The 25,088-nt window shown below is 30.6% G+C and carries 23 protein-coding genes and 1 other annotated feature; of the genes, 8 read left to right on the forward strand and 15 right to left on the reverse strand.

All coding sequences use genetic code 11. The annotated features are described in order from the left end of the window. Positions 1-7: 7 nt before the first annotated feature. Positions 8-403, reverse strand: coding sequence for a NusG domain II-containing protein (locus RR409_RS00180; RefSeq protein ID WP_332555690.1), 396 nt, complete (start codon positions 401-403; stop codon positions 8-10). A gap of 687 nt (positions 404-1,090) precedes the next feature. Between RR409_RS00180 and RR409_RS00185 the strand changes: the two genes are divergently transcribed. After that, positions 1,091-2,134 (forward strand): FAD:protein FMN transferase, encoded by a 1,044-nt coding sequence (locus RR409_RS00185; protein WP_332555691.1) that lies wholly within the window; start codon positions 1,091-1,093, stop codon positions 2,132-2,134. Positions 2,135-2,285: 151 nt separating this feature from the next. On the opposite strand, the gene RR409_RS00190 is transcribed toward RR409_RS00185, so the two are convergent. Beyond that, the gene (locus RR409_RS00190) at positions 2,286-4,742 is read right to left on the reverse strand and encodes a hypothetical protein (protein WP_332555692.1); all 2,457 of its coding nucleotides are present in this window, start codon (positions 4,740-4,742) and stop codon (positions 2,286-2,288) included. Between the two features lie 236 nt (positions 4,743-4,978). Further along, positions 4,979-5,216: a binding site (T-box leader), on the forward strand. A 299-nt stretch (positions 5,217-5,515) separates the two neighbouring features. Between RR409_RS00190 and cysK the strand changes: the two genes are divergently transcribed. After that, complete coding sequence (cysK, locus tag RR409_RS00195) at positions 5,516-6,421, forward strand: cysteine synthase A (protein WP_332555693.1); 906 nt, start codon at positions 5,516-5,518, stop codon at positions 6,419-6,421. Positions 6,422-6,442: 21 nt separating this feature from the next. Continuing rightward, entirely contained in the window at positions 6,443-6,973 is a 531-nt protein-coding gene (gene epsC / locus RR409_RS00200; protein WP_332555694.1) for a serine O-acetyltransferase EpsC, read from the forward strand. A 116-nt stretch (positions 6,974-7,089) separates the two neighbouring features. Here epsC and RR409_RS00205 read toward each other — a convergent pair whose 3' ends face one another. The 4 genes from RR409_RS00205 to RR409_RS00220 form a co-directional block, all read right to left on the reverse strand. Further along, on the reverse strand, positions 7,090-7,560 hold the full coding sequence (locus tag RR409_RS00205) for a DUF2680 domain-containing protein (protein ID WP_332555695.1): 471 nt from the start codon (positions 7,558-7,560) through the stop codon (positions 7,090-7,092). Positions 7,561-7,670: 110 nt separating this feature from the next. Continuing rightward, positions 7,671-8,480, reverse strand: coding sequence for a pyrroline-5-carboxylate reductase (gene proC / locus RR409_RS00210; protein WP_332555696.1), 810 nt, complete (start codon positions 8,478-8,480; stop codon positions 7,671-7,673). Between the two features lie 91 nt (positions 8,481-8,571). Then, on the reverse strand, positions 8,572-9,141 hold the full coding sequence (locus RR409_RS00215; RefSeq protein ID WP_332555697.1) for an XRE family transcriptional regulator: 570 nt from the start codon (positions 9,139-9,141) through the stop codon (positions 8,572-8,574). A gap of 249 nt (positions 9,142-9,390) precedes the next feature. After that, the gene (locus tag RR409_RS00220; protein WP_332555698.1) at positions 9,391-10,200 is read right to left on the reverse strand and encodes a ZIP family metal transporter; all 810 of its coding nucleotides are present in this window, start codon (positions 10,198-10,200) and stop codon (positions 9,391-9,393) included. Between the two features lie 380 nt (positions 10,201-10,580). Between RR409_RS00220 and RR409_RS00225 the strand changes: the two genes are divergently transcribed. The 3 genes from RR409_RS00225 (at position 10,581) to RR409_RS00235 (ending at position 14,216) form a co-directional block, all read left to right on the forward strand. After that, the gene (locus RR409_RS00225) at positions 10,581-11,510 is read left to right on the forward strand and encodes a diacylglycerol kinase family protein (RefSeq protein ID WP_332555699.1); all 930 of its coding nucleotides are present in this window, start codon (positions 10,581-10,583) and stop codon (positions 11,508-11,510) included. A gap of 358 nt (positions 11,511-11,868) precedes the next feature. After that, positions 11,869-13,296, forward strand: a complete 1,428-nt coding sequence (locus RR409_RS00230) for a DEAD/DEAH box helicase (RefSeq protein WP_332555700.1) — start codon at positions 11,869-11,871, stop codon at positions 13,294-13,296. Between the two features lie 230 nt (positions 13,297-13,526). Then, complete coding sequence (locus RR409_RS00235; RefSeq protein ID WP_332555701.1) at positions 13,527-14,216, forward strand: hypothetical protein; 690 nt, start codon at positions 13,527-13,529, stop codon at positions 14,214-14,216. Between the two features lie 178 nt (positions 14,217-14,394). Here RR409_RS00235 and hypE read toward each other — a convergent pair whose 3' ends face one another. The 9 genes from hypE to RR409_RS00280 form a co-directional block, all read right to left on the reverse strand. Beyond that, the gene (hypE, locus tag RR409_RS00240) at positions 14,395-15,387 is read right to left on the reverse strand and encodes a hydrogenase expression/formation protein HypE (protein WP_332555702.1); all 993 of its coding nucleotides are present in this window, start codon (positions 15,385-15,387) and stop codon (positions 14,395-14,397) included. Between the two features lie 130 nt (positions 15,388-15,517). Beyond that, entirely contained in the window at positions 15,518-16,606 is a 1,089-nt protein-coding gene (hypD, locus tag RR409_RS00245) for a hydrogenase formation protein HypD (RefSeq protein WP_332555703.1), read from the reverse strand. Next, complete coding sequence (locus tag RR409_RS00250; RefSeq protein ID WP_332555704.1) at positions 16,599-16,835, reverse strand: HypC/HybG/HupF family hydrogenase formation chaperone; 237 nt, start codon at positions 16,833-16,835, stop codon at positions 16,599-16,601. Before RR409_RS00250 ends, hypD begins: the two co-directional genes overlap by 8 nt. Positions 16,836-16,839: 4 nt before the next feature. Continuing rightward, positions 16,840-19,146 (reverse strand): carbamoyltransferase HypF, encoded by a 2,307-nt coding sequence (hypF, locus tag RR409_RS00255; protein ID WP_332555705.1) that lies wholly within the window; start codon positions 19,144-19,146, stop codon positions 16,840-16,842. After that, the gene (locus tag RR409_RS00260) at positions 19,143-19,400 is read right to left on the reverse strand and encodes a hypothetical protein (protein WP_332555706.1); all 258 of its coding nucleotides are present in this window, start codon (positions 19,398-19,400) and stop codon (positions 19,143-19,145) included. The genes hypF and RR409_RS00260 overlap by 4 nt, the downstream gene beginning before the upstream one ends. 155 nt (positions 19,401-19,555) lie before the next feature. Continuing rightward, entirely contained in the window at positions 19,556-20,011 is a 456-nt protein-coding gene (locus tag RR409_RS00265; RefSeq protein WP_332555707.1) for a hydrogenase maturation protease, read from the reverse strand. Next, positions 20,011-21,417 carry a nickel-dependent hydrogenase large subunit gene (locus tag RR409_RS00270; protein ID WP_332555708.1) on the reverse strand — a complete coding sequence of 469 codons (1,407 nt, stop codon included), beginning with the start codon at positions 21,415-21,417 and terminating at the stop codon, positions 20,011-20,013. Before RR409_RS00270 ends, RR409_RS00265 begins: the two co-directional genes overlap by 1 nt. Before the next feature lie 10 nt (positions 21,418-21,427). After that, entirely contained in the window at positions 21,428-22,300 is an 873-nt protein-coding gene (locus RR409_RS00275) for a hydrogenase small subunit (protein WP_332555709.1), read from the reverse strand. A gap of 3 nt (positions 22,301-22,303) precedes the next feature. Next, on the reverse strand, positions 22,304-22,735 hold the full coding sequence (locus RR409_RS00280) for a cytochrome b5 domain-containing protein (protein WP_332555710.1): 432 nt from the start codon (positions 22,733-22,735) through the stop codon (positions 22,304-22,306). Between the two features lie 343 nt (positions 22,736-23,078). Between RR409_RS00280 and RR409_RS00285 the strand changes: the two genes are divergently transcribed. Together RR409_RS00285 and RR409_RS00290 are read left to right on the forward strand one after the other, a co-directional pair. Beyond that, the gene (locus RR409_RS00285; RefSeq protein ID WP_332555711.1) at positions 23,079-23,450 is read left to right on the forward strand and encodes a BlaI/MecI/CopY family transcriptional regulator; all 372 of its coding nucleotides are present in this window, start codon (positions 23,079-23,081) and stop codon (positions 23,448-23,450) included. A gap of 5 nt (positions 23,451-23,455) precedes the next feature. Next, the gene (locus tag RR409_RS00290; protein WP_332555712.1) at positions 23,456-24,961 is read left to right on the forward strand and encodes a M56 family metallopeptidase; all 1,506 of its coding nucleotides are present in this window, start codon (positions 23,456-23,458) and stop codon (positions 24,959-24,961) included. Positions 24,962-25,088: the final 127 nt, after the last annotated feature.

A 25,088-nucleotide genomic window follows, 5' to 3' on the forward strand; every position in this document is an offset into this window, starting at 1 on the left:
AATCACCTCAACGAGAAATAAAGTCTTCTTCACTTTCTTGTATTTTAGTACCTTTTATCTCAACTACCACTTTATGAGGAAGACATACTAATCTTTCTCCCACCTTATTTACAAGCCCAGGCAATATACAAACTTTATCAGGACAATCTGCATCTATAACCCCTATAGTGCTTCCTTCTATCCTAATTATATTAAAACCTTCTGGAGTTTTCACTGTAAATTCCTCTGTGGTTGTATGATTATCCAGTCTTATTTTTTTATATTCTTCTCCAGCAACTGATACTACAGCATAGATTTCTCCAGTATTATTTCGCTGACTATAGGTAAAAATAATGTAGGGTACAAAAGAAATCATCACAAGTACTATAATTATTATTACATCCCACTTCTTAACAATCTTCATTTTATCATCCATTCTCGTAATAAAATTAGGCATATAAAGTAAATTATAAAATCAAAAATGCAGCTAACCTTTTATATCTCACAATGAAATAGTCCTGTTATTAACCTAGTATGTTACAAAACACACAGGTATCCTGATTCATTATTTTTCAGATATCTTACCTTAACCATAGTAAATATGCCTTTATAGTTATTAGTATAACACAAAATATTATGAAGACGACATATTTTTGTGAAACGGTTTACTTATAAAATATGGCTATTTGAATCATATTTTGCATAACTAAGTTTTCTTTGTTTTTAATAATTCAAACCTTTAAAATACCAAAAACTAAGGCATGTTATATTAATAATTAAACATTAAAAAGAACTTCTATAACCTTTTAAGGACATTCTGCAAGGATAATTCTCCTAACCTCTTTAGGCGAAAGTCAAATCTTCTTCCCCAGCCACTTACCAAAATGAACTTGTTCATTATCTAACTGAATATATGAAGGCTAATCATGATATGATATAATAAATTTCAGATATTAAATCAATAGTATTTTAACTTAGAAACTTTCATAACCTATAATATTTGAAATTTATAGAGTCCTACATTTTAAGAAATCAACCTACTATTGGCTATAAATCAGGAAATTTAAAATGGACAGTTACTTTACTAAAGCTGTCTAAACAGGAGGATAAAATGAAAAAATTAAAACTTATTATATCAATATTGCTATTAATAACTACATTAACTTTATTCGGTTGTAGTAATTCGTCACCTAAAGAATCTAGTACGCCTTTGGTAAAGAGTGAGGTAGTTATAGGTACTGTTTGCACAATCAGTTTATATGATAATAAGGATGAAAAAATATTTGATGAAGTTTTCAATAGGTTAAAAGAATTAGAAAATATTTTAAGTATCAATAAATTAGGAACAGAACTTGATAAAGTTAATGAAATGGCTGGAAAGGAACCTGTAAAGGTTGGCGAAGATACTTTCATAGTAGTAACTCAGGGATTGAAATACTCTAAATTATCTCAAGGCTCTCTTGATATTACTATTGGACCGTTGGTTAAACTTTGGGGAATTGGAACTGATACTGCAAAAGTACCCACAGAAAGTGAAATAAATGACAAAAAATCATTAATAAATTATAACGACTTAGTACTGGATGAAAATAATAAAACTATCTTCTTAAAAAGAGAAAATATGGTGATTGATTTAGGGGCTATTGCTAAGGGATATGCTGCTGATGAGATAGCAGAAATACTAACAAGAAATAATGTAAAAAGTGCCATAATAGATCTTGGTGGAAATATATTTGCTCTCGGCTCAAAAGTTGATGGTTCTAATTGGAAAATTGGTATTCAAGACCCTGAAAATACTAGGGGTGCAAGTATAGGTTATATAGAACTTAGTAATAAATCTGTAGTAACCTCTGGAATCTATGAGAGATATTTTGAAACTAATGGTAAAAAATATCATCATATATTAAATCCTCAAACTGGGTTTCCTTATGAAAATGAAATTTTAGGAGTTTCAATTATATCTGATAAATCTATAGATGGTGATGCTCTATCAACAACACTATTTTCTCTCGGAATAGAAAAAGGACTAGAATTTATTAATTCTCAAGAAAATGTAGAAGCACTGTTTTTATCCAAGGATCATAATATCTATTTAACACAAGGCCTTAAAGATAAGCTTAAATTAAATTCTGATAAATACACAATAAAAAACTAAGCCTTTTTTAAAGACTTAGTTTTTTATTGTGTATTTATTTCTTCACTTCTTCAACACTTCTAATAATTAACTATAATATTGCTAAATGCACACATTTAATATTCAATGATTTAGCTTGTACTCTAAATTTTTGTTACTTGAAAAAACTATATCATATCCTATAGCATTTGTTATTAAAATATATTATACCTAAGGAAACTTGCTCATCAAACTTACCAAGTTCTTCTCTAATTAAATTTAGTAAAATTTCAATTTCCTCATTTCTATTTTTTAACTCACTATGATTAAGCTTAGCAATATGATATCTTTTTTCTATGCAGCTTCTATCCATGATAACTTCCTTTAAAATATCTGAGAACAAAGTCTCCACTTCAGTTTGAAGTTTTTCACCTAATCCTTTTAAGTCTATAAATACCTCTTCAATTAGTCTATCAGCTATCTGCGACTTTTCTTCACTAACTTGAAGTCTTATTCTATTTTTTACATTATCTAATCTATTTTCTGCTTTCAAGAAAATACTCTTCATTGTAATTGCTACTGTATCTACCATTTTTTCATCACGTAAAACTCTGATATCATAGCTTAATTCACTTAAGAACTCTTTATAGTGATTCATAAATTTATCATAAACTTCTTCTTTAGGAATAATTGATATTTCATTGATTTCAGTATTGAAATCCTCACAAACTGTTTGAACTCTTTTTCTGTTTCCTTCTACTTTATTAATAATTTCCATGTGTTCTAAATAAAGATTTGTATACTTAGATAAATACACATTGAACTGTTCCCATAGAAGACTTTGCAAATTTTCTTCACACCACTTTGCAATAATTTCTTTTAGTTTCTCTTCAGTGAAACCTTTTATAGTTTTCACATCATTAAATTCATCTATAACATTTAGATTGTTTTCTAAAATATCTGGAAGTGCAATTTTGATTTTACTATCTCCATACTCCCTTAAAAATTCTAGATCTCCTTTTATTTTGGCTATAAATTCTTTTAAAATAGTTTCAATTTCAGCCTCAATGTCTTTATTTTCATAAATGCTATCTGACAGTGTCTCTAATTCATGACTTAATATAGATTCCTCTTCATTAATTTTCATAATTATGGAATTAATGTCTTGATCTATCTTATTATTAAAAGAGTAGAACTTGTCTTTTATATTGATGTAGCTCTCATCCTCTATTGATAGTTCTTGTATGTTATATTGATTAAGTTCGCGAGTTAAACCCCCTTTTTCACTTTTCTCATCATTTGCACTAGAGATAGGGTTAATCTCCTCATTATTAAGCTCTTTTGTCTCACATTGTTTCCTTACGTATTCTAACGTCTCTTTAAGATAAGCCCAGGGATACTTTTCCAAAATATCATTTTCTAAAACTAGTCCTTCTATTGAACTTACCTTAAAGGTGTCAATCTTATTTTTTATATCCTTAATATTATTATTTCTATATGTCATAAACGATAGTTTTGTTGCGCTTTCGAAAGCTTCACAGTAATTTTTATTGTAAAATGCACCTTCTAATAAGAAAATAGTAAAATCAAACTCATATTCTCTTAATTCTTTACTTTCATATTTATTTATTCTTATGTGCTCGTAGATTTTACTAAGAATACCTACACATTGCGGAAAATGAGAAAAGTCCTTTTCGTAATTAATTTTATTAAAAGATTTTCTTAAATAATTAAGAACATGCTTTATAGCTGTATCCCATGTATTTATAGCATTATAAAGACTTAATATAATGCTACTCCATTCTGCTAATTCTAGATTCCAAAGCAAAATTTCACAAAAACATAATACTTTCTCTACACATTGAATATTAAAATTACTATCTCTACAGCATATGTCTTTTGTCATATCAATCCATTGTTTATCACCAGTTCTTCTATATTCACTAATTATAAACTCTAGGGCACTATAATATTCTCTATGCACTTTCAAAAAGCTTATTACATCTATATTTACATTTTCATAATCTGGAAGAACCTTGATAATATTTCTTGCTGCTTCATGCGCTTTAGTTACTATATTAAGACTCTTTGACACATTATAGATACAATAATTTTTTTGTAAATAAAAGAAGTCGCTTTCGCTAACTACTGCTTCATATTTTTCTAAGGCTTCCTCACCAGATTCCATATCTGCTATATTTTTTCCAGACCACATCATAAGTTCAAAAAAACTTACATCTTCTCTTTCCCTCATAACTTCGTGTCCATATTTATTCCCACTTTTTAAGGTTTCTTCTAAAATACTAATAACCTTATTAAAATGTTCTTTGCATAAATCATATTTTTTATCATGAAAGTATAGTTCTCCTAAAGAATAATGGGCTACTACAAGATTTTTAACATCAGTATATTCCATTTTTCCCAAAGCCTTATATTCCTCTTTAGATACAATTTTAGTAAAATAGTCAAAGACACTTATATCTTCTAGATTTGTTTTGTAAATATACTTTAAACTCCATTTATAATAATACTTCAGTGCCAATGAAGGCTCACATGTAATTTTTTTATCACTTACACTGAGATATAATGTAAATTTGTCCATGTCTTTAGTACACTGATTTATAAAGTTAATCTGCTGAGTTAATATCACTATTATTCCTCCCAATCTATAGAAGACTAAAATAAAAACTTTATCTTATAAAACTATTAAAGTTTTATAATTTGTAGTTTAATCTTACCATAATAATACAATAAATCAAAGGGTAACCATATCTAGTAACGATTTTAATAAAGAAAAGAAATATTTTAATTAAATTCATTTTAGGGGTTTACAAATTTAAAATCTATCATATAATATAAGTATAAATCAGAGTAAATAACTAAGAATTAAATGCATTGAAAAAGGAAAGTAACATAAATCTAAGTTACAGAGAGGAAACGGTGGTGTAAAGTTTCTACTGATGATTTTTGTGAAGTGCCCTTTGGAGCAGAAGCCTGAAATTATAGTAAGGTATTCCAGGTTCGCCTGTTATAGCGATAAGGTATTTTTGTACCTGATTGAGGTGAGATATTTTTATATCTAATTAGGGTGGAACCGCGAAGCATACATAGCTTCGTCTCTATATTTGGAGACGAAGCTTTTTTGTATGTTTTTTTCATTTTATTTAAGATCTTAGTTATATTAATACTTTTGGTTATACTAATTTCAAGCGCTTGAAATTTTGTAAATATAATTACTGTTAGTTAACTCTTTTTTATTAATTAATAAAAAAGCTTATTTTACAGAAACGTTACTTCGTTTTAAATACTTCTAGAAGGAACTTTGATTGTTATGAAGATGAAATTCATATAGATTTATCATAGTGTTAGAAGTTAGATCAAAAGATACTTGAAAATTAATATTAAACTTAAGGGGGAAAACCAATGTTATATAATAATATTTTAGAAATGATAGGAAATACGCCAATTGTAAAATTAAATAATGTAGTTACTGAGGACATGGCCGAAGTATATGTAAAACTAGAAAAATCTAATCCAGCTGGTAGTGTTAAGGATAGAGCTGCCATTGGTATGGTAGAGGAAGCAGAAAAAGCAGGCCTCTTAAAACCTGGAAGCATTATAGTTGAGCCAACAAGTGGTAATACTGGTATTGCACTTGCTATGATTGGCAAAGTAAAAGGTTATAAGGTAATAATTGTTATGCCTGATACCATGAGCGTTGAAAGAAGAACTATGATTAAAGCTTATGGAGCTGAACTTGTATTAACAGAAGGTTCCAAGGGTATGAAAGGTGCTATTGAGAAGGCTAAAGAAATCGCTGTTGATGACACCTACTTTATCCCTCAGCAATTTGCAAATATAGCTAATCCAAATAAACATTATGCCTCAACAGCAGTTGAAATACTGCATGACATTCCTGATCTAGATGGATTCGTGGCTGGAGTAGGTACTGGTGGTACTATTGCTGGGGTAGGTAGAAAACTAAAGGAAATTAAAAACTCTATAATTGTCAATGCTGTTGAACCTTCAAAATCTCCAATTTTATCAGGTGGAGTCCATTCTCCTCATAAAATTCAAGGAATTGGTGCTGGCTTTATCCCTGAGAACTACGAAAGTAAAGTAGTGGATAAAATAACAACTGTTGATGATGAAGATGCTTTTAATACAGCTAGATTAGTTGCTAGCGAAGAAGGTATCTTAGTTGGAATCTCTTCTGGAGCAGCTATCTTTGCAGCACTAAAACTTGCTAAAGAATTAGGAAAAGGCAAGAAAGTTTTAGTGATCGCACCAGACAGTGGTGAAAAATATTTATCTATGGGTCTTTTTTAATAATTTATAGGTAGTGGTGATATGTTCAATAGACTTAAAGAAGAAATAAATAATGTATCTTCTAAAGATCCTGCAATTAGAAGTGTTTGGGAAGTAATTTTATATCCTTCCCTTCATGCTATTCTTATTCATAGGATTTCCCATAAACTTTATAACTTCAAATTCTATTTTCTAGCTCGACTAATATCGCAAATTTCTCGTTTTTTAACTGGAATAGAAATTCATCCTGGTGCGAAAATTGGAAAAGAAGTGTTTATTGATCATGGAATGGGAGTTGTAATTGGAGAAACTGCTGAGGTTGGGAATAATGTTACAATTTATCACGGAGTTACACTAGGTGGTGTAGGTCTAGAAAAAGGTAAAAGGCATCCTTCTATAGGAAATAATGTAGTAATAGGTGCTGGTGCCAAAGTTCTTGGTCCAATTGAGATTGGCGAAAACTCAAGAATAGGAGCTAATTCTGTGGTATTAAGATCCATTCCTAAGGATAAAACCGCAGTGGGTATACCTGCTAAGATTTTAGCTTATCCCTATGAGGATTATGTTATCTAGGATAATTTTAATTATAGCAAATAGTGAATTAATATTTATTCACTATTTGCTATAATTTTCATAAAAAATAAGCTAATAATAAATATTAGCTTATTTTTGATAAATTCAATAACTTACTAGTTTTCACTTTTTTTACTATTTTTCTTTTCCTTTATTTTATCTGTAAAATCAGTTCTGCTATCCATTTTTGCTTTAATTTTTGTCTTAATTTCCTCAGCTCTTTCTTTTGTAACCTTGCCTTCTGAAACAGCCTTGTCAATCAATTCAAATTTCACTTCTAATACAGCAGCTTTATATTGCTCATAAGTTATCCCTTTTTCTTTAACTAAATCTCTTAAGTCTTTTCCTTCTTCTCTAGCTTTATCTATTTCTTCTTGTGATATCTTTAACTTTTCAGTGAATACCTTTTCATTAACTTCTTTACCTCTAAGTCCTAAAGAGTCTTTATGATGATGTTTTTTATCACAACATTCCTTGTTAACTTTAGGTTGAATTTCTGAAAGACTTGTATTTTGTGCAAAAGCTAATGTGCTAGTATTAACTGCAAGAACTAATGTGAAAACTAGAGCAAGTGATTTTTTTTTCATTAACAAACACCTCCAATATTAATTATTGATATAATTGGAGTATTTTATGTATTTATTAATATATAAAATTAAAAAAACCACAAGAACAAATCAATGATTTAGCAAAATCATTACTTTTTAGTCATATTTTTAGATTTTTCCATGCAATTGACCATGGCTTCTATAACTGCACTTCTAAGCCCCTTTTCTTCTAGGGTTCTTACAGCCTCTATAGTTGTTCCACCTGGAGAACATACCATATCTTTTAATTCTCCTGGATTTTTACCTGTTTCTAGAACCATTTTTGCAGCCCCTAAAACAGCTTGTGCAGCAAATTTGTATGCTTTATCTCTTGGCATGCCTCCTAAAACAGCTCCATCAGCCATTGCTTCAATAAACATAAATACATATGCTGGAGAGGATCCACTAACGCCTATTACACTTTCAATTAAGTATTCAGGTAATATTTCCGCCTTACCAAAGCTTTCAAATATTTTCTTTACTTCCTCTAATTCTTCATTAGTAACCATTGCATTTGCACAAAGAGAGCTCATTCCTTCATTAACTAATGCAGGAGTATTTGGCATAGTTCTTACAATTTTAAAACTTTCTCCTAAAATGTTTTCTATATTCTGGATACTCTTTCCGGCAGCTATAGTAACTATTATCTTATCATTTGTTAAGTCTTCTTTAATATCTTCAATTACCTCATCATATATATTAGGTTTTACAGCGATTACTATTATATCTGTAGTTCTCGCTACATGTTTTGCACTACTACCAATTTCAATATTAAACTCATTTTTAAGTATATTCAATTTATTTGCATTTGGAGCATAAGCAATTACATTTGATGCAGGAATAAGGTTAGACTTAACTATACCACCAATCATTGCCTTTCCCATATTTCCTGCACCTATAAATCCAATTTTTTTATTCATACGTTCCTCCTACTGTTAAATAAGTAATCAATAAATTAATTCTTTTACCCATTTTATATGGGAAATAATTAACCATGAACACTTGTTAATATTATTTATTTACATCCTTAAGGTGATTTGGGATGCTTACAATCAGCATTTTTGAAATCTTATTAGTATAATTAGTAAAATTATGACACACTTTAGAATCGAAATGAGCAGAATCCCCTGGATATAGCTCTTGTCTTTCATTGTTAATAAACAAAGTAACTATTCCTTCAAGTACATAAATAAACTCTTCCCCTTCATGATGAAAAGCTGATAAATCTTCATTACTACAGTTAGGTAGCATTTCTATAAGTCTAGGAAGCATAGTCTTGTCACTTGCATTATTTGACAAAACATAGTTTATGTATAAACAATTATCTATATTATCTACTTCTCTTTCATAACTTCTTTGAATAAATCTTTCCTTTCTCTTTGCGCTAGAGAAAAAATATGAAAGTTCTACTTCAAGAGCTTCTGCAATACTTAAAAGGGAATCTGTTGCAATACTAGTAAGTCCACGCTCAAGTTGAGATAAGAATCCTGTTGATAAATTAGTCTTTTCACTTAACTCTTTTAAAGTCATCTTTTTTTGTGTTCTTAATTCCTTAACCTTACTTCCAATAATCTTATTCAATACCCATACACCTCTTTAAGCACTATAATTATCATAAAGAATAATTCTAGTACGAATTTAATAGAATAATAATTTTATAAGAAATTTATATAATATAATTATTACCCAAACTACTATGTTTTGTCCATATATTATTAACAATTTAAATTATTTAACCATCCTTATGAAAAAATTAAATCTCTATACAAAACTGCATAGAGATTTTAATTACAGATAATTTTTCATCTTAATGCACGATACTTGCATTATCTATCCTAAAGCTACATCTAGGATCATCATTACTACAAAACCCATAATTGTTGCAATTGTAGCTAAATCTGTATTTCCTCCTAGTTGAGATTCTGGTACTAGTTCTTCTATAACAACAAATATCATAGCTCCTGCAGCAAAGGAAAGAGCAAAGGGTAGCAAAGACTTCATAGTCATTACTGCGATAACACCTAGCACTCCTGCTATAGGTTCTACAATTCCAGATGCCTGGCCATACACAAAGCTTTTAAATCTGGAAAATCCTTCCCTTCTTAAAGGTAAAGAGACTGCTGCCCCTTCAGGAAAGTTTTGAAGTCCAATACCTATTGCTAGGGCTATTGCACTTGTTAAACTTGCTGAGGGCAATCCTACTGCCACTGCTCCAAATGCAACCCCCACTGCCAAACCCTCTGGAATATTATGAAGAGTTATAGCTAAAACCAGCAATACACTTCTTTTCCAACTAGTTTTTATTCCCTCAGCTTCCTCGGTTTTAAAACCTACATGTAGATGTGGTAATATTCTATCTACTGTAAGTAAAAAAAATCCTCCTGTGACAAATCCTAATGCTGGTAGAAGCCATGGGATACCTCCTCCTTCTTGCGACATTTCAATTGCTGGTGCTAATAGAGACCAAAAGCTAGCAGCCACCATTACCCCTGCTGCAAAGCCCATCATTGCATCTAATACTTTTTTATTTATATTCTTAAAGAAAAACACTAATCCTGCTCCTAAAGCAGTAACACCCCAAGTAAACAAAGTAGCAAGAAGTGCCTGATATACAGGACTTAGTTCAACAAACCATTCCATTGGAATCACCTCTTTGATTATTATCTTAAGTTTAGGCATCCTAAAATTTATACATTTCTCATCTTTGGGAACTATTTTGCATTGAGTTAATAAAAAGTTTTTATTGCTTCAATATGCAACAAAATAAACTAGCAAATAACTAGTTACCTTTTGAAGGCGCCTTTAGTAAGAATTCATTAATATATCCTATTCAAAAATATATAAAGATGCTATTAAAATTTAATATGTTTTTAACTATTAAGACAAATATTAAATTCAAAGGTTCTTTAGACATTAACTTATTTAAATGATAAAATATAATTATTATTGTTTTTCCTTACGTTAATAATTAACTTCATTAAACATTTAATAGTACAAAGTTAAATTAAGGAGTATGGTTAATGAGATACCTATTTATAATTAATCCAATAGCAGGTAACGGAAAAGGTCTAACCTATATAGATAAAATTCAAGATTATTTTAAAGATAAGAGTGAAGAATTTAAAATAGAATTAACAGAATATAAAAATCACGCTGAAGAAATTGCTAGAGAATATTCCTGCCGAAATGACTATCATATATTTGCTGTAGGTGGAGATGGTACAATAAATGAAGTTCTAAACGGTTTAATTGGTACAAACAGTATATTATCTATAATACCTTGCGGCACTGGAAATGACTTTGTTAAGACCCTATACCAGGATTTTGACATAGAAAATTATATTTCTAAACTAGTAGAGGGATGCTCAACTTATATAGATCTTGCAAAAGTAAACAATAGATATTATTTAAACATTTCTTCTGTTGGTTTTGATGCAGAAGTAGCCTATAATGTTACTAAATTTAAGCATATTAAGTTTCTTCCTGGTAGTATTTCTTATCTACTAAGTGTTTTATATACTGCCTTTAAGTTTAGAGCACTAGATTTAGAAATCCATCTAGATAGTAAAGTTATAAATCAGAAAACTTTTCTTTTAGCTAGCTCAAATGGCAAATGTTATGGTGGAGGGTTTTTCATAACCCCAGAAGCTAGCATTTTTGACGGTAAATTAGATATTTGTAATATTAAAGAGGTTAGTTTATTTAAATTATTAACTTCCATTGGCAAGGCTCTTAAAGGTGATATTAAACATATAAAAGAAGTTTCCTACTCTAAGTGTGAAAAAGTTATTATCTCTAGTTCTAACGAATTTACCTTAAATGTAGATGGTGAGTTATTAAGAACAAATCATGCTGACTTTAAAATAATCCCTAAAGGAATAAAAGTTATGTTACCCTCTGATGCCACTGTGCCTATTCAAGCACAAATACAAGAAAGTGTGAATTTTTAATTCTATTAAAGTCCCAGCAAGCTGCTTAAGGCTAACACCTCAGGACTCAAACTTATACATAATAAAGCACCTTTGTAAACAAAGGAATTTTGTTATGACAAAGAAATTTTTCTTAGCTGAATAGCTTCCAAAATGTTGTTAAATAATAGCCAAGCTCATACCCTTCTACAATTTTATGGATGAATTTAATTTCACCGAAGTTTTATTTATAGAAAAGTAAAAAACATAAAAACCTATCTATCTAAACTATGGTTAAATAAAACTATATTAAAATTTTAATAAATTTATAATCATATAAGTATTGGTAAATAATAATAAAACACATATAACTTAATAAACAAAGGATATGGTACTAATTATGCAAGAAAAAAAATTTCAAGATTTTAATTTAAACGAAGATATAATTAAGTCAGTAAAAGTTTTAGGATACGAGACACCTTCCCCTGTACAGGCTGAAGTAATTCCTTTAGCTCTTCTAGGTAGTGATGTAATTGTCAAAGCTCAAACTGGAAGTGGTAAAACAGCTGCTTTTGCAATTCCAATTTTAGAAAATCTAGAATTGGAGAAAAATGCTGTACAGTGCCTTGTGTTAACTCCTACAAGAGAGTTAGCTGTTCAAGTTCAACAAAACTTTTCAATTTTAGGCCTGTATAAAAGAATTAAAGCTATAGCCATATATGGAAAACAACCAGTTAGTGTTCAAAAAACTCAATTATCCCAAAGAGTTCATGTGGTAGTTGGGACTCCAGGAAGAACCTTAGATCACATAGAAAGAGGAACCTTAAATTTAGATAACATCCGTTACTTAGTTATAGATGAAGCTGATGAAATGCTCAATATGGGTTTCTTGGAGGAAGTTGAAAACATTATTAAAAGAATACCTAATCAAAGGCAAACTTTAATGTTTTCTGCTACCTTATCTGAGGAGATCCAAGGTCATATAATAAAACATATGAAATCCCCTAAACTGATAGAAATTACTCCTGAGACACTAACTGTGGCGAAAATAAATCAACGCTACTATAGTGTAAATGAAGAAAAAAAATATAAACTTTTAGAGGATTTAATTAAGGTTGAAGGCATTTATCAATGCATATTATTTTGTAGGACAAAGAAGAATGTAAGTGAACTTTCACAGAAAATGAGAGCTTCTGGTTATTCTATTACAGAGATTCATGGAGATATGCTGCAAAAAGATAGATTAACTGCCATGAAAGAATTTAAAGAAGGAAAATATACCTTCATAGTTGCCACCGATGTAGCTTCAAGAGGTATCGATGTTACTGGAGTTACTCATGTAATAAATTACGATATTCCTTTAGAACTAGAAGCATATGTTCATAGAATTGGCAGAACTGGAAGAGCAGGAAATTCTGGAGAAGCAATTACCTTTGTAACTCCTTATGAGGATAAATTTCTAAAGTCAATTGAAGAATTTATATCCATGGAGATACCTAAAGCAACGCCACCAACTAAAGAAGAGCTAGATAATGCACCCGTATCTACTGAAAAACCAATTATTAAAAAGATCATGCCAGCTACGAAAGATGTGGTAAAAATTTATATTAATTCTGGAAAGAAAAAGAAACTGCGTAGAGGGGATATTGTAGGATCATTAACTAATAGTGGAGCTATTCCTCCTGATTCTATTGGTGTTATAGATATCTTTGATACATATAGTCATGTGGACATTTTGAACGGTTATGGAAGTAAACTTCTAAAGGAGCATGATGAATTAAACATAAAGGGAAAGAGCATAAAAATACAAAGAGCTAGATTAAAATAGACCATAAAAAAAATGCCAGTAGAAATGCTGACATTTTTATATCCTTATATATCCTTATATATCCTTGAATATCTTACTTTTAGTAATGAAAGGTTAATTCTGTTAATATATTTAATACTTATTCATGAGATAATTTAATTTTACGTTAAAAGTTCTCATAAAGATTTGATGGATTTATAATCTATGATATAATAGATTTTATACAAAATTCAGATAAAGGGGATATTCTTATGACAAAGTCAGCATTTGAAAAGAAAGAAATGATGATTTCATTTGTGAATTCAGCAAAAAAACTTATAGATGAAGAGGGTATTGATAATGTAACAGCTAGAGGAATTGCTGGCCTTACAGGTTATAATGTAGCTACTGCTTACAAGTACTTCAATAATTTAAACCATATATTATTTTTTGCAAGTATGAAGTATTATAATCAATACATCCATGATCTACCTAATTATGTTAATGAAAATTACTCCTCTTTAAAAAATTACTTAGGAATATGGCATTGTTTTTGTATTCATGCCTTTAATAATCCCAAAATCTTTAAATCATTATTTTTAGATTCAAAACCTCACAATATATACGATACAATGAAACAATACTATGATCTTTTTCCTGATGACCTCGAAGACTTACCTGAAATTTTATTTCCAATGCTCAGCAAAGATTATATTATTGATCGAGATATCGCAATACTAAAGCTTTGTGCTGATGATGGCTATATAAAAAAAGAGGATCTAGAAGAGTTAAGTGGAAATATACTTATATTTTTTGAAGGGCTATTAATGAAGGTAACAAACTCTCCAGAAATATACACCAAAGAAAAATCAGTAAAAATTATTCTTAATTATATTAATAATAGTTTACATTATTACACTCTAAGAGCTAAAAATGTTCTTCCTGAATTTGTAGAGTTATAATTTGATTTAAATCTACAATGAGTTTACGTAGATTGTACCTTTATTGTATATTCAAAGAGTACAAGTCTATGCTTTTATAACTTTACTCTTTATAATAAAAATCAACCACTAATATTTAGGGTATCTTAAAGCTCATAATGAAGTTTTAAGATACCCTTCATTTAACTTATTGATTATATTAACATATTCTCGGTAGCATTATCCCCTCTAATTCCTTTAATACCCTTCTTCCACCAAATTTATTTTCTATAATAACCTTTTTGTTTTCATTAACAACTTCTCCAACTATAGCTGCATTTTCATATTTTTTATCACTCTTTAGTTTTCTAATTACGCTTTCAGAAACTTCATCCTTTACAATTAATATCATGACACCTTCTGAGGCTAGGTAATAAGGATCTAATCCTATAATTTCATTGAAAGTTTCAACTTCTTTTCGTATTGGTATCTCCTCTTCATATAGTCTTATTCCTATATCATATCTTTCTATAATTTCATTGAAACACTGACCTATACCTCCCCTTGTAGGGTCTTTTAATAATTTTATATGTCCACTGTACTCCTCTAAAATGGGAATTAGATCATTTAATGGTTTTACATCACTTCTTATATCGCCTAATATTTCAAGGTTATATCTATCCATAGCAATAGCAGTTCCATGCTCTGCAATTGTAGAAGTTATAATTATTTTATCCCCAACTTCAGGGCAATTCACAATGTTTTTTTCCACAATACCAATCCCAGAAGTGTTAATAAATATTCCATCTGCCATTCCTTTTTCTACAACTTTAGTGTCACCAGTTACAATTTGAACTTCTGCTATAATAGCGGTATTTTTAATTGACACTACTATTTTTTCTAAATCTTTAAAATCAAATCCTTCTTCAATAATAAAACTTAGACTAAGATATTTAGGTAACGCAAAACTTGTAACTAAATCATTTACGGTACCACAAATGCATAGCCTACCTATATCTCCTCCATTAAAGAACAACGGTTTTACTACAAATGAATCTGTTGTAAATGCTATACTTTTTTGGGACAATGCTAAAACTGCTGCATCTTTATCCTTAATTAATTCTTCATTATTAAATTGTTTATAAAAAAGATTTTTTATAAGCTCCTGTGTATGCTTTCCACCTTCCCCATGTATTAACCCTATCCTCTCCATTTGCCCTCCTAAAAGTATTAGTTTAGAAAGTTGATTTTAGAACTTGCTCAGTATGAACCTCTGACTATGACCTAATGTCCAATTAAGTATTATCCAATTTTATGCACTTTTTCTTCTGATTCATACATAATTAAACTGTAAATTTATATGCACAATAACAGGTGCCTTCCATGGATATCATGCATGGTCCTTGAGGATTTTCAGTGGTACATATAGTTTTAAATAAACTGCAACTTTCAGGATTTATTTTTCCCATAATAACCTCTGAACACCTACACTTAGAATCTTTACTTTCTATATAATCAGCATTTTCTTCAAGTTTAAATTTCACTATGGCGTTGAAGTTGCTATATTTTTCTCTCATAATCAATGAAGAATTCTCTATAATTCCAATACCTCTCCATTTTCCATGAACTACTTGAAAAACCTGTGTCATTAGTTCTTTAGCTTTCAAGTTTCCTTGAACTTGAACATAGCTCTTGTAGACGTTTTTAAATCTTCCTATATTTTCTCCACACTGTTTTTTATAGATAGCCTTCAATAAAAAATATATTGATGCTAAAATATCTTCAAAACTAAACCCTGCGATTACAGAAGAGATTTCACTATTAGCAAATAAAAGCCTAAACTCTTCCTCCCCTTGTATAACTGCAACATGACCTGGCAATATGAATCCATCTATGGAATCGGATGAGACCAAAATCTTATTTAGTATTGGCGGCATTATTTTTAAGGAGTTATAAAAGTAAAGATTTTTAATGTTTTCTTCATGAGCCTTTTTTATTATGTTGGCAATTAGTGGAGTTGTGGTCTCAAAACCAACCCCTAAAAATACATAATTTTTTTCTGCATCCTCTCTGCAAATATTAAGTATGCTATCTAATGAATATATAATTCTTAAGGATAACCCATTTCTTCTTTCTTCGATTAAGGAACTATTACTCCCTCTAACCTTTGCAATGTCTCCAAAGGTTATTATAGTAACATCCTGTCTTCCTATGGCAATGGCATTATCAATAAAGCTTTTTTCAGTTACACAAATGGGACACCCTGGACCAGATATAAGGTTGATTTTCTTTGGTAGCATATCTTTTATACCACAATCATAAATCACATGGGTATGGGTACCACAAACTTCCATAATATTTATATTGTCCTTACGAATTTCCCTACTGAATTTTTCTATCTCCTTTAATAATATCTTCAGCTTATCATCCACGGTGAACCTCTCCAAAGTCGTAATATACTTCATCTATTGTATCTTTAAGAAAACTATGATAGTTCATATCAATTTTTTGTATTGCAAAACCCCCATGAATTAAAATATATTCACCTTTCTTACAATTATCAATTAAATCAATATTCACCCACATTTTAATTCCCTTTACTTCCGTTAAGGCCTTATTATCTTTAACATCTATTACTTCCCCCGATATTGCTAAACACATAAAATCACCCTTCAATAATTTTGTTGGCGGCTACTAGTTGTCCTATAGAAATTCCTCCATCATTAATTGGAATCTTCTCATTAAAAAACACTCTAAATTTCTCACCTTCTAACTTGTCTACTAAATTACAAAGAAGATATCTATTTTCGAAAACGCCACCACTTAATACAACTAAGGAGATTTGTGTTATTTCTTTTATCCTTTTAACCATATTAAGGGTTACGCCTATTATAGTATTATGAAATTTACTTGCTATAATTCCGATTGGAATCCCTCTAAACTTATCTAAAATAATCCCTTTAAAAGTTGAAGTCATATCTACAACAATCTCATGATTTTCTAAGGATACCTTATATTCATATTCATCATCTATTCCCATAGCAACCTCTGCTTCTAATTCTATAGCTCCTTGTCCATCGTAAGTTATTTTCTGTGTAATTCCCAAAATAGAGGCTACTGCATCAAAGATTCTCCCAACACTTGAGGTTTCATAGCAATTGATATTATTCCTTAGTGCCATGGCATGGTTATTTATAGAAACTTCTACTTCTTCTTGATTCAAAAAATTTTTTAAGCTTGCTGAAATTCCCTTTATTCCACAACTTCTTATGCCTTCTTCCTGAATTTCTTCAACGAAGCTTAGCGCAACCTTATATATGTTTTTTGTAGCACTATCTCCTCCTTGAATTTTTACATATTTATAATGTCCTATTCTTTTAAAGGATTTTTTATCTCCCACTAGAAATTCTCCACCCCAAATTTTCCCGTCATCACCATAGCCTACCCCATCATATATAACTCCAATAGCTTTGTCCTCAATATTATGCTCAGTTAAACAACTTACCATATGCGCAAAGTGATGTTGAACCTGAATAACTTTGCAATTATCTAAATCCTCATATTCCCTTGTAATAAAATTTGGATGGCAATCTATAGCTAAATATTCCGGTTTAAAATTTAATAACTTCTTCATATTATTGATGCTATGAAGATACTCTTCATACACGTTAAAGTTCTTTAAATCACCGCAATACTGACTCATAACTGATATGTTTTCACTACATAGTGCAAATGTATTTTTCATTTCACTTCCTGTAGCTAAAACATTGTATTTCGTATCTGCATTTACGTAGTACGGAGCATATCCTCTTCCTACTCTGCTTATTAAAACTTTATTTCTAACTACTTTCACCACTGAGTCATCAATTGGAATATTTATCATTCTATTATGAATTAAAAAATAATCTGCAATTTGTTTTAATTTCTCTAGGGCTTTTGAGTTCTCATACTCTACAGTATCTCCACTTATATTCCCACTGGTCATTACCAATGCCTCAATATTTTCATTGAAAATTAAATGGTGTAATGGTGTATAAGGTAGCATTATTCCTAAATATTTCATTTTTGGAGCAACATAATTTGAAAGTTTCTTAAACTCTTTTTTATCTTGTTTCTTCCTTAATAATACGATAGGAGCTTTTGGAGACTTTAATAAGTTCTCTTCTATTTCATCCACATACACATAATTTTTAATAGTTTCTATGTTCTTTATCATTAATGCTAATGGTTTATGTGGTCTTATCTTTCTAATTCTAAGAGTTTCCACTGCTGTTTCATTAAAAGCATCACAGCATAAATGAAATCCGCCTATCCCCTTAATAGCAATAATTTTTCCATTTTTTATAAGGTTAGCTACTTCTTTAATTATATCTTTACTATATAAATCCTCCCCTTTATTATCCACAAGAATCAGATCTGGCCCACAACTTGGACAACAAACCGTTTGAGCATGGAATCGCCTATCCGTGTGGCTTTTATATTTTTTGCTACAGGATGAACACATGGGGAAATCCTCCATAGCAGTGGTATCTCTATCATAAGGAAAAGAATTCATAATGGAGTATCTAGGACCACAGTTGGTGCAACTAGTAAAAGCATACTTATACCATATGTTTTTTTCATCTTTAATATCTTCAATGCAATCCTTACAGGTGGCAATATCAGCTAGTAAATACCTTGCCTCTTCTTTGCTTTCCTTACTTTTATTTATCTTAAAAACTTCATATCCTAAAGGTTTCACTTTATCTATGTGAATTTTTCTTATTTCGGCCATATTAGGAGGCTGTTTAATAATCTTCAAAAGGAAATTTTTAATAGAGCTTTTTTCTCCTTCAATATCAATAATAAGGGATGAGCCCTCATTTCCTACCCATCCCTTTAAATCCTTATCTACGGCTGAGTTATATACGTAAGGCCTAAACCCTACACCCTGAACTATGCCACATATTTTAATTAGATATCTGTAAGTCAATTAGCTTCTTCTCCCTCTAGATAGTTAATTTGGGCTGTAAGCTCTTGGATATCGCTATAATTCACTACTACCATTGTATCTTCATCTACATATCCATCACATAATTCTACTAGGTGCTTCGTTAAGTGTGCTCTAGTAATGTGGCTATTCCAGTTCACCATAAGTTCCATAGCTTGCACTCTCACAAAATTATTATCTTTACATATCTTTTTAATAGTTTCTATTATATTCTGCATAAGAAATGAGTCATGCATTTTTCATTCCCCCAAGAATTATATTTCTGATTTCAATTTTAAATTCTCTCTAAGCTTATTTCTCATTTAATAAAGATAGACAATTAATAAATAAATCGATATAACATTTCATTCTACCTGTTTAATAAAGATAAATATAAATTCTAAAGACATGCTTAATTTGTATCTTTTATTAACCTAATTTTCGCTATAACCTTTTCTTTAATTTCATCAAACTTAACTTCAAGCTCCTTGCTTAGTTCTGTTCCAAAATCAATAATAGAGCTTTCAATAGTGATGAGTTTTCCCTCTATTTGCAGAAAACTAAAATTACTTAATATTTTAACTAGGCTCATTTGATGTAGCGAATATCCCTTCTCACTAAATTCCTTTAACTCATTTAATTTGAAAACAGATACTTCTCCTATCTCAATGCCGAAAAGACTTGAATCCACAATAATGATGTAATCCCCATTTTCTATATAATTTAACGTATATTCTATATCTGTTTCTCCTATGATAACTTGAAACCCTAAATCTCTTAATTGATCTTTTAACGCTTCTACAACCTTTATTCCTATAGAATCATCTCTCATGATTCTATTACCTATGCCAATAACCTTAGTTTTCATCAAACCACCCTAATCTCTACCAAAGACGTTTTATTTGATATAACATGAGTGCCACAAGAAACACAAGGATCAAAGCTTCTTACAATTCTTCCTAATTCTATAGGATCTTTCGGGTTCTCAATAAAAGATCCTATCAAAGCTTGTTCTATTGTTCCTTTTATGCCTTTAGAATCTGTAGGCGATAAGTTCCAACCACTAGGAGTTATTATGGTATATCTATCAATGAGCTTATTCTTTATACCTACAAAATGAGCTAATGCTCCGCGAGTGGTATCATGGAGATCAAAACCAAAGGCCTCTTCAGGCATAATAAATTTTTTATAGCTTGGTGGTTCACTTTTAACTTTTTGAAGAAGTCTTCTTATACCTTCAGCTATTTCCTTTGCTTCAAGTACTCTAGCCATTAATCTATTCATGGTGGAGCTACCTTCCCTGTATAAGCCAGATATATACGTTCTTGCTAGGGGACCTACTTCCATTGGCATCCCATCATATCTTGGAGCCTTTATAAAGCTATAACCTGTAGGGTTTTTGGGATTAGCTTCCCAACTTTCATTTGCAATGTTAAACTCCACATTATTTGAAGAATACCAAGCATTGTAGATGTTTTGAGTTATTTTATTGGGGTCGATGTCTAACTCTTGCCCATCTTTTAATATGATTTTTCTAGGTACATATTTCCCACCATCATAACTCTCAAAGAGTCCATAGGACATAAAGTTACCATGACTCTGTCCTATTTTGAAATAGTCATTATAATACTTACCAATTGTAATAACATCTTTTATCATTCTACTATTAATAAACCCAATAATTTCTGCAACTATGCCTTGAGCTTCTAATATTTTCTCAGCATTAATAGTAGCTGTAACGCCACCAACAAAAATTCCATGTGTATGGGGAGCCTTTCCTCCGAGAAGTGCTAATAATTGATGAGCTTTCTTACTTACTTCTATTGATAAAAAATAATCCTCCTTTAGCCTTGCCTCTTCTCCTATGGGAATTCTGTAATCCTTGTGAGTTGATGCAAACACTGGATCAACCCCAATATTACTTACGTAGTCGGGAAGTACAAATTGATAAAAGTGCCTTAAGTGATTTTGAATAAATTCACTGCTATGCATTATATCTCTTATAATTTTCTCATTTAGGGAAGTGCTGACGCTAAGAGCATTTTCTAGTGCTTTTGCAGAAACTAGTCCATGAGCTGTGGAGCATATGCCACATATTCTCTCTGTGAAATATATTGCATCACTAGGAACCCTACCTTTTAACATTTTTTCAAAGCCTCTAAACATCATCCCTTGACTTTTAGCATCTACCACTACATTGTTTTCGATTTCAACTTCTATTTGTAAATAACCACTTATTCTTGTAACAGGATTTACTATCACCTTTGTTGTCAAATTATCACCCCTATTCCATCTTCACAAATGGTTCCATTAAATCAGGAAACCCATATTGTGCACATCCAATACAGGGCGTATTATCTCCCACAGGCCAGTTTACTCTATCATTCCAATTTCTAGTAGGACAATCTGTTCTAGTTACAGGCCCTCTGCACCCTAATTTAAACATGCAGCCTAATTGACCCACTGATTCCGCAAAAATCTTATTTTCAAAAAAAGATCTTCTTTCACAATAATCATGAATTGTATTTCCATAAAACATCTTAGGTCTATTAAAATCATCTAACTCTGGTTCTCCATATAAGATTAAATTTGCAATAGTCCCCATTACCCAATCTGGATGGCATGGACATCCAGGTAAATTTATTACCCTTTTTCCTTTAAGATATTGTTGTAAACTTATACTACCAGAGGTATTAGGCGCTGCTGCTGATATTCCTCCAAAAGAAGCACAAGTACCAACTGCTAAAATATAACTAGCCTTTTGGGCTGCACTAGCTACCTCCTCCATACTTGTAATTAGCCTACCATTGAAATTCCCTGTATAAGTATAAACTCCGTTATCTTTTACAGAAATTGACCCATCTACAATTAAAATAAAATTTTCTTTAAGTAATTCATTGAATCCTATTAATGCTTGCTCTCCTTGAGCAAGCATTAAACTATTTGTATATCTTAAATTTGCCACCTGAGTTAAGAAGTAATTTAAATTTGGAGCATCTGCATTCAGGAAAGATATTATATTTCCTGAGCATCCGGTGGCTTCAATCCAAGCTATATTTACCTTGTTTTTCCTATAATTCTGTATTTCTCTAGATGCTTCCAGTATCAGTTCTCCAGTTAATGATCTTATTCTCTTATTTACCACACATTGAGCCATTACTTAACCCTCCTGCGTTTGAAGAACCCCTATCTTTGGAAGCTTATTAACCGCACCAGTTAGCCCATGACATTGATGATATTCTTGGGTGGAATCGGTTCCTGCCCTAACTCCGAAATGACTTCCCCCTGCCCATCTTGCTATATTAGTAACATCGTATACAATTCCATCAACTGCCACATAGGCTGGGTTATTGTTACTTCCGTTATATTGTTTTAATTCTTCTAAAGTGAAAACTCGTTCCTCTGGAAGAGCTTCAGTATTCTCCATAGGAACTCCTGTGGTCTCAGGAGGAGTTGCCGTTACACCTTCATGTTCTTCAATATATCCTCTCATTACTGAACTTCTTCTATATTGCCATTGTATTAAACTCACCTTTTTATTAACTTCTGTAAAATATCCATACATTTTCTTTATACTAGTTTCCAAATCCATAATTTTCTCCCTAAAATTATTTCCTTAAGATAATAATATGTTGAAAAAAATATTTATATGAGTCTATCAACAATAATAGACTTAATTTCTATATTAACTTTTTAGTTATAAATAATATCTGTCACAGAATTTATTAAGCTTTTGCCTCCAACTAACCTATCCATCATCATTACAAATATAACATTTCCAATGGACTTAAAAGATTGGCCAGCACATGAATAATTAGATTATGATTTTAAAATTATATAATTGTTAAAATCTTGAAAATACTTATTGACAGTATTTTCAAGTTAACTTACAATATAAATATAGATTACATTTGTAATCGAAGGAGGTTTAAAGAATGAATGATAATTTAAAAATATCCGATTCTGAATGGGAAGTAATGAAGATCCTTTGGGAACAGCCCCATTCCACAGCAAGTATTGTCATCGAAGGACTACAGCATAGTAAAGAATGGAAACCAAAAACAATAAAAACACTGATAAAAAGATTAGTAGATAAAAAAGTGTTAGGCTTTGAACAAGAAGGTAGAGAGTATAAATACTATCCCCTTGTTAATGAAGAGGAAGTTGTAAAAATTGAAAGTAACTCCTTTCTACAAAGAGTATATAGGGGATCGCTAAAAACAATGCTCCTAAATTTCATAGAAACCGATGCTTTGTCTAAGGAAGATATTGAAGAACTAACCCGTATTCTTAAAGAAAGGAAGTAATTCAGTTGAGTTTATTAAGCGAAGTTCTTTATGATTTATCTGCATATATGGTTAACTCTTCCTTTATGGCAACTGTTCTTGTGTTACTTATCTTATTAATTAGGATAGCATTAAAGCATCGATTAGGAATTAAACTTCAATATGCCCTTTGGTTTATCTTAATATTAAGACTTTTACTCCCAATGGCTCCTGTAAGTAGTCTTAGCATCTATAATTATGTGCCAGATATGGAGCAGTATTCTAAGTCTTATTTTAGCAATATAGTTCCTATGAATACTCCTGTTAATTCTGGTGAGCATTTAAACTTTGAACAATTTGACTTCGAAGGTTTAAATTTAATGAACTATTCAGCCTCTGAAGCTCAGCCAACTAATTATATAGAAAAAATATTTCCTAAACTTTGGATTTTAGGAGTTATTATATATCTGACAATAATCCTTGTTTCATATCTAATATTTCTATCATCTCTAAAAAACTCATCTGAAATTAAAGAAAAGAACATAATCGAAATATTTAATCAATGTAAAAAAACTATAGGAATATCTAAAAGAATTACATTAATTGAAACTAATACAGTAAAAACTCCAATTTTGCTTGGATTTATAAACCCAAAAATTCTTGTACCAAGTAATTTATTAAACTCTTCCAACCATGTGCACTTACGTTATGCATTCCTTCATGAAATCTCACATATTAAACGTAAGGACATCCTTGTAAACTATATTTGTAGCTTATTATCAATACTATATTGGTTTAATCCAATGATCTGGTATGGGTTTCATAAAATGCGAGAAGACAGAGAACTATGTTGCGATACTCTAGCTCTTTCTTGTATAAATGACAAAGAAGTTTATGAATATGGTTTTACAATAATTAAGCTTGCAGAATTTTCATCTAGGGCGCCATGGCTGCCAGGTATGGCAGGCATTATAAATAATAAATCAAAAATAAAAAGGAGGATCACAATGATAAAAGTATTTAAAAAGAATTCTTACAAACTCTCAATATTAGCTATAGTTACGTTACTATTTGTAAGCTTCATATCTCTTACTGATGCAAAAGCAGAGTCTTCAACTAATGAAATCTCTGTAGTTACTGAAGATAATGCAAAACCGAAACAAATAATATTTGATAAAATTGACTATCCTTTTGTTGATGACGAACAATTAATAGGTAAATGGACTTCCGTAAACTTTGTTTTTGAGATGTCAGACTTCGATCCAAGTTCTAAGTTTTGGACTAACGAATTATACTTTAAAAGTATGACAATACTACCTAATGGTAAGATAGATCATCCAATTTCTACAGATATACCTAATCCACCAAAAGGTGCTGTTAAATGGCTTACCTGGACAAATGGCTATATTATTCATCACGGAGATACTACTGCATCACAATATACCATACAAGAAATAAATGGTTCTCAATATATGTTCATGGAATGGAAAAGTGGGGATTATACACTTAGAGGTCAAAAACCATATTATTATGTTCTAAAAAAAGTTGAATAATTAGTAAGGATTTAAAACCCTTTAAGATGTACACCTTAAAGGGTTTTAATTTTTTAATTTTTATAAGAAAGGAGCTGCCTCTTTCTAGAAATCACTTTCTATTTTGAGACAACTCCTTTTACATGTA

Origin of the sequence: Clostridium sp. (genome assembly GCF_036642255.1) — a bacterium.
Lineage (GTDB): Bacteria > Bacillota > Clostridia > Clostridiales > Clostridiaceae > Clostridium_J.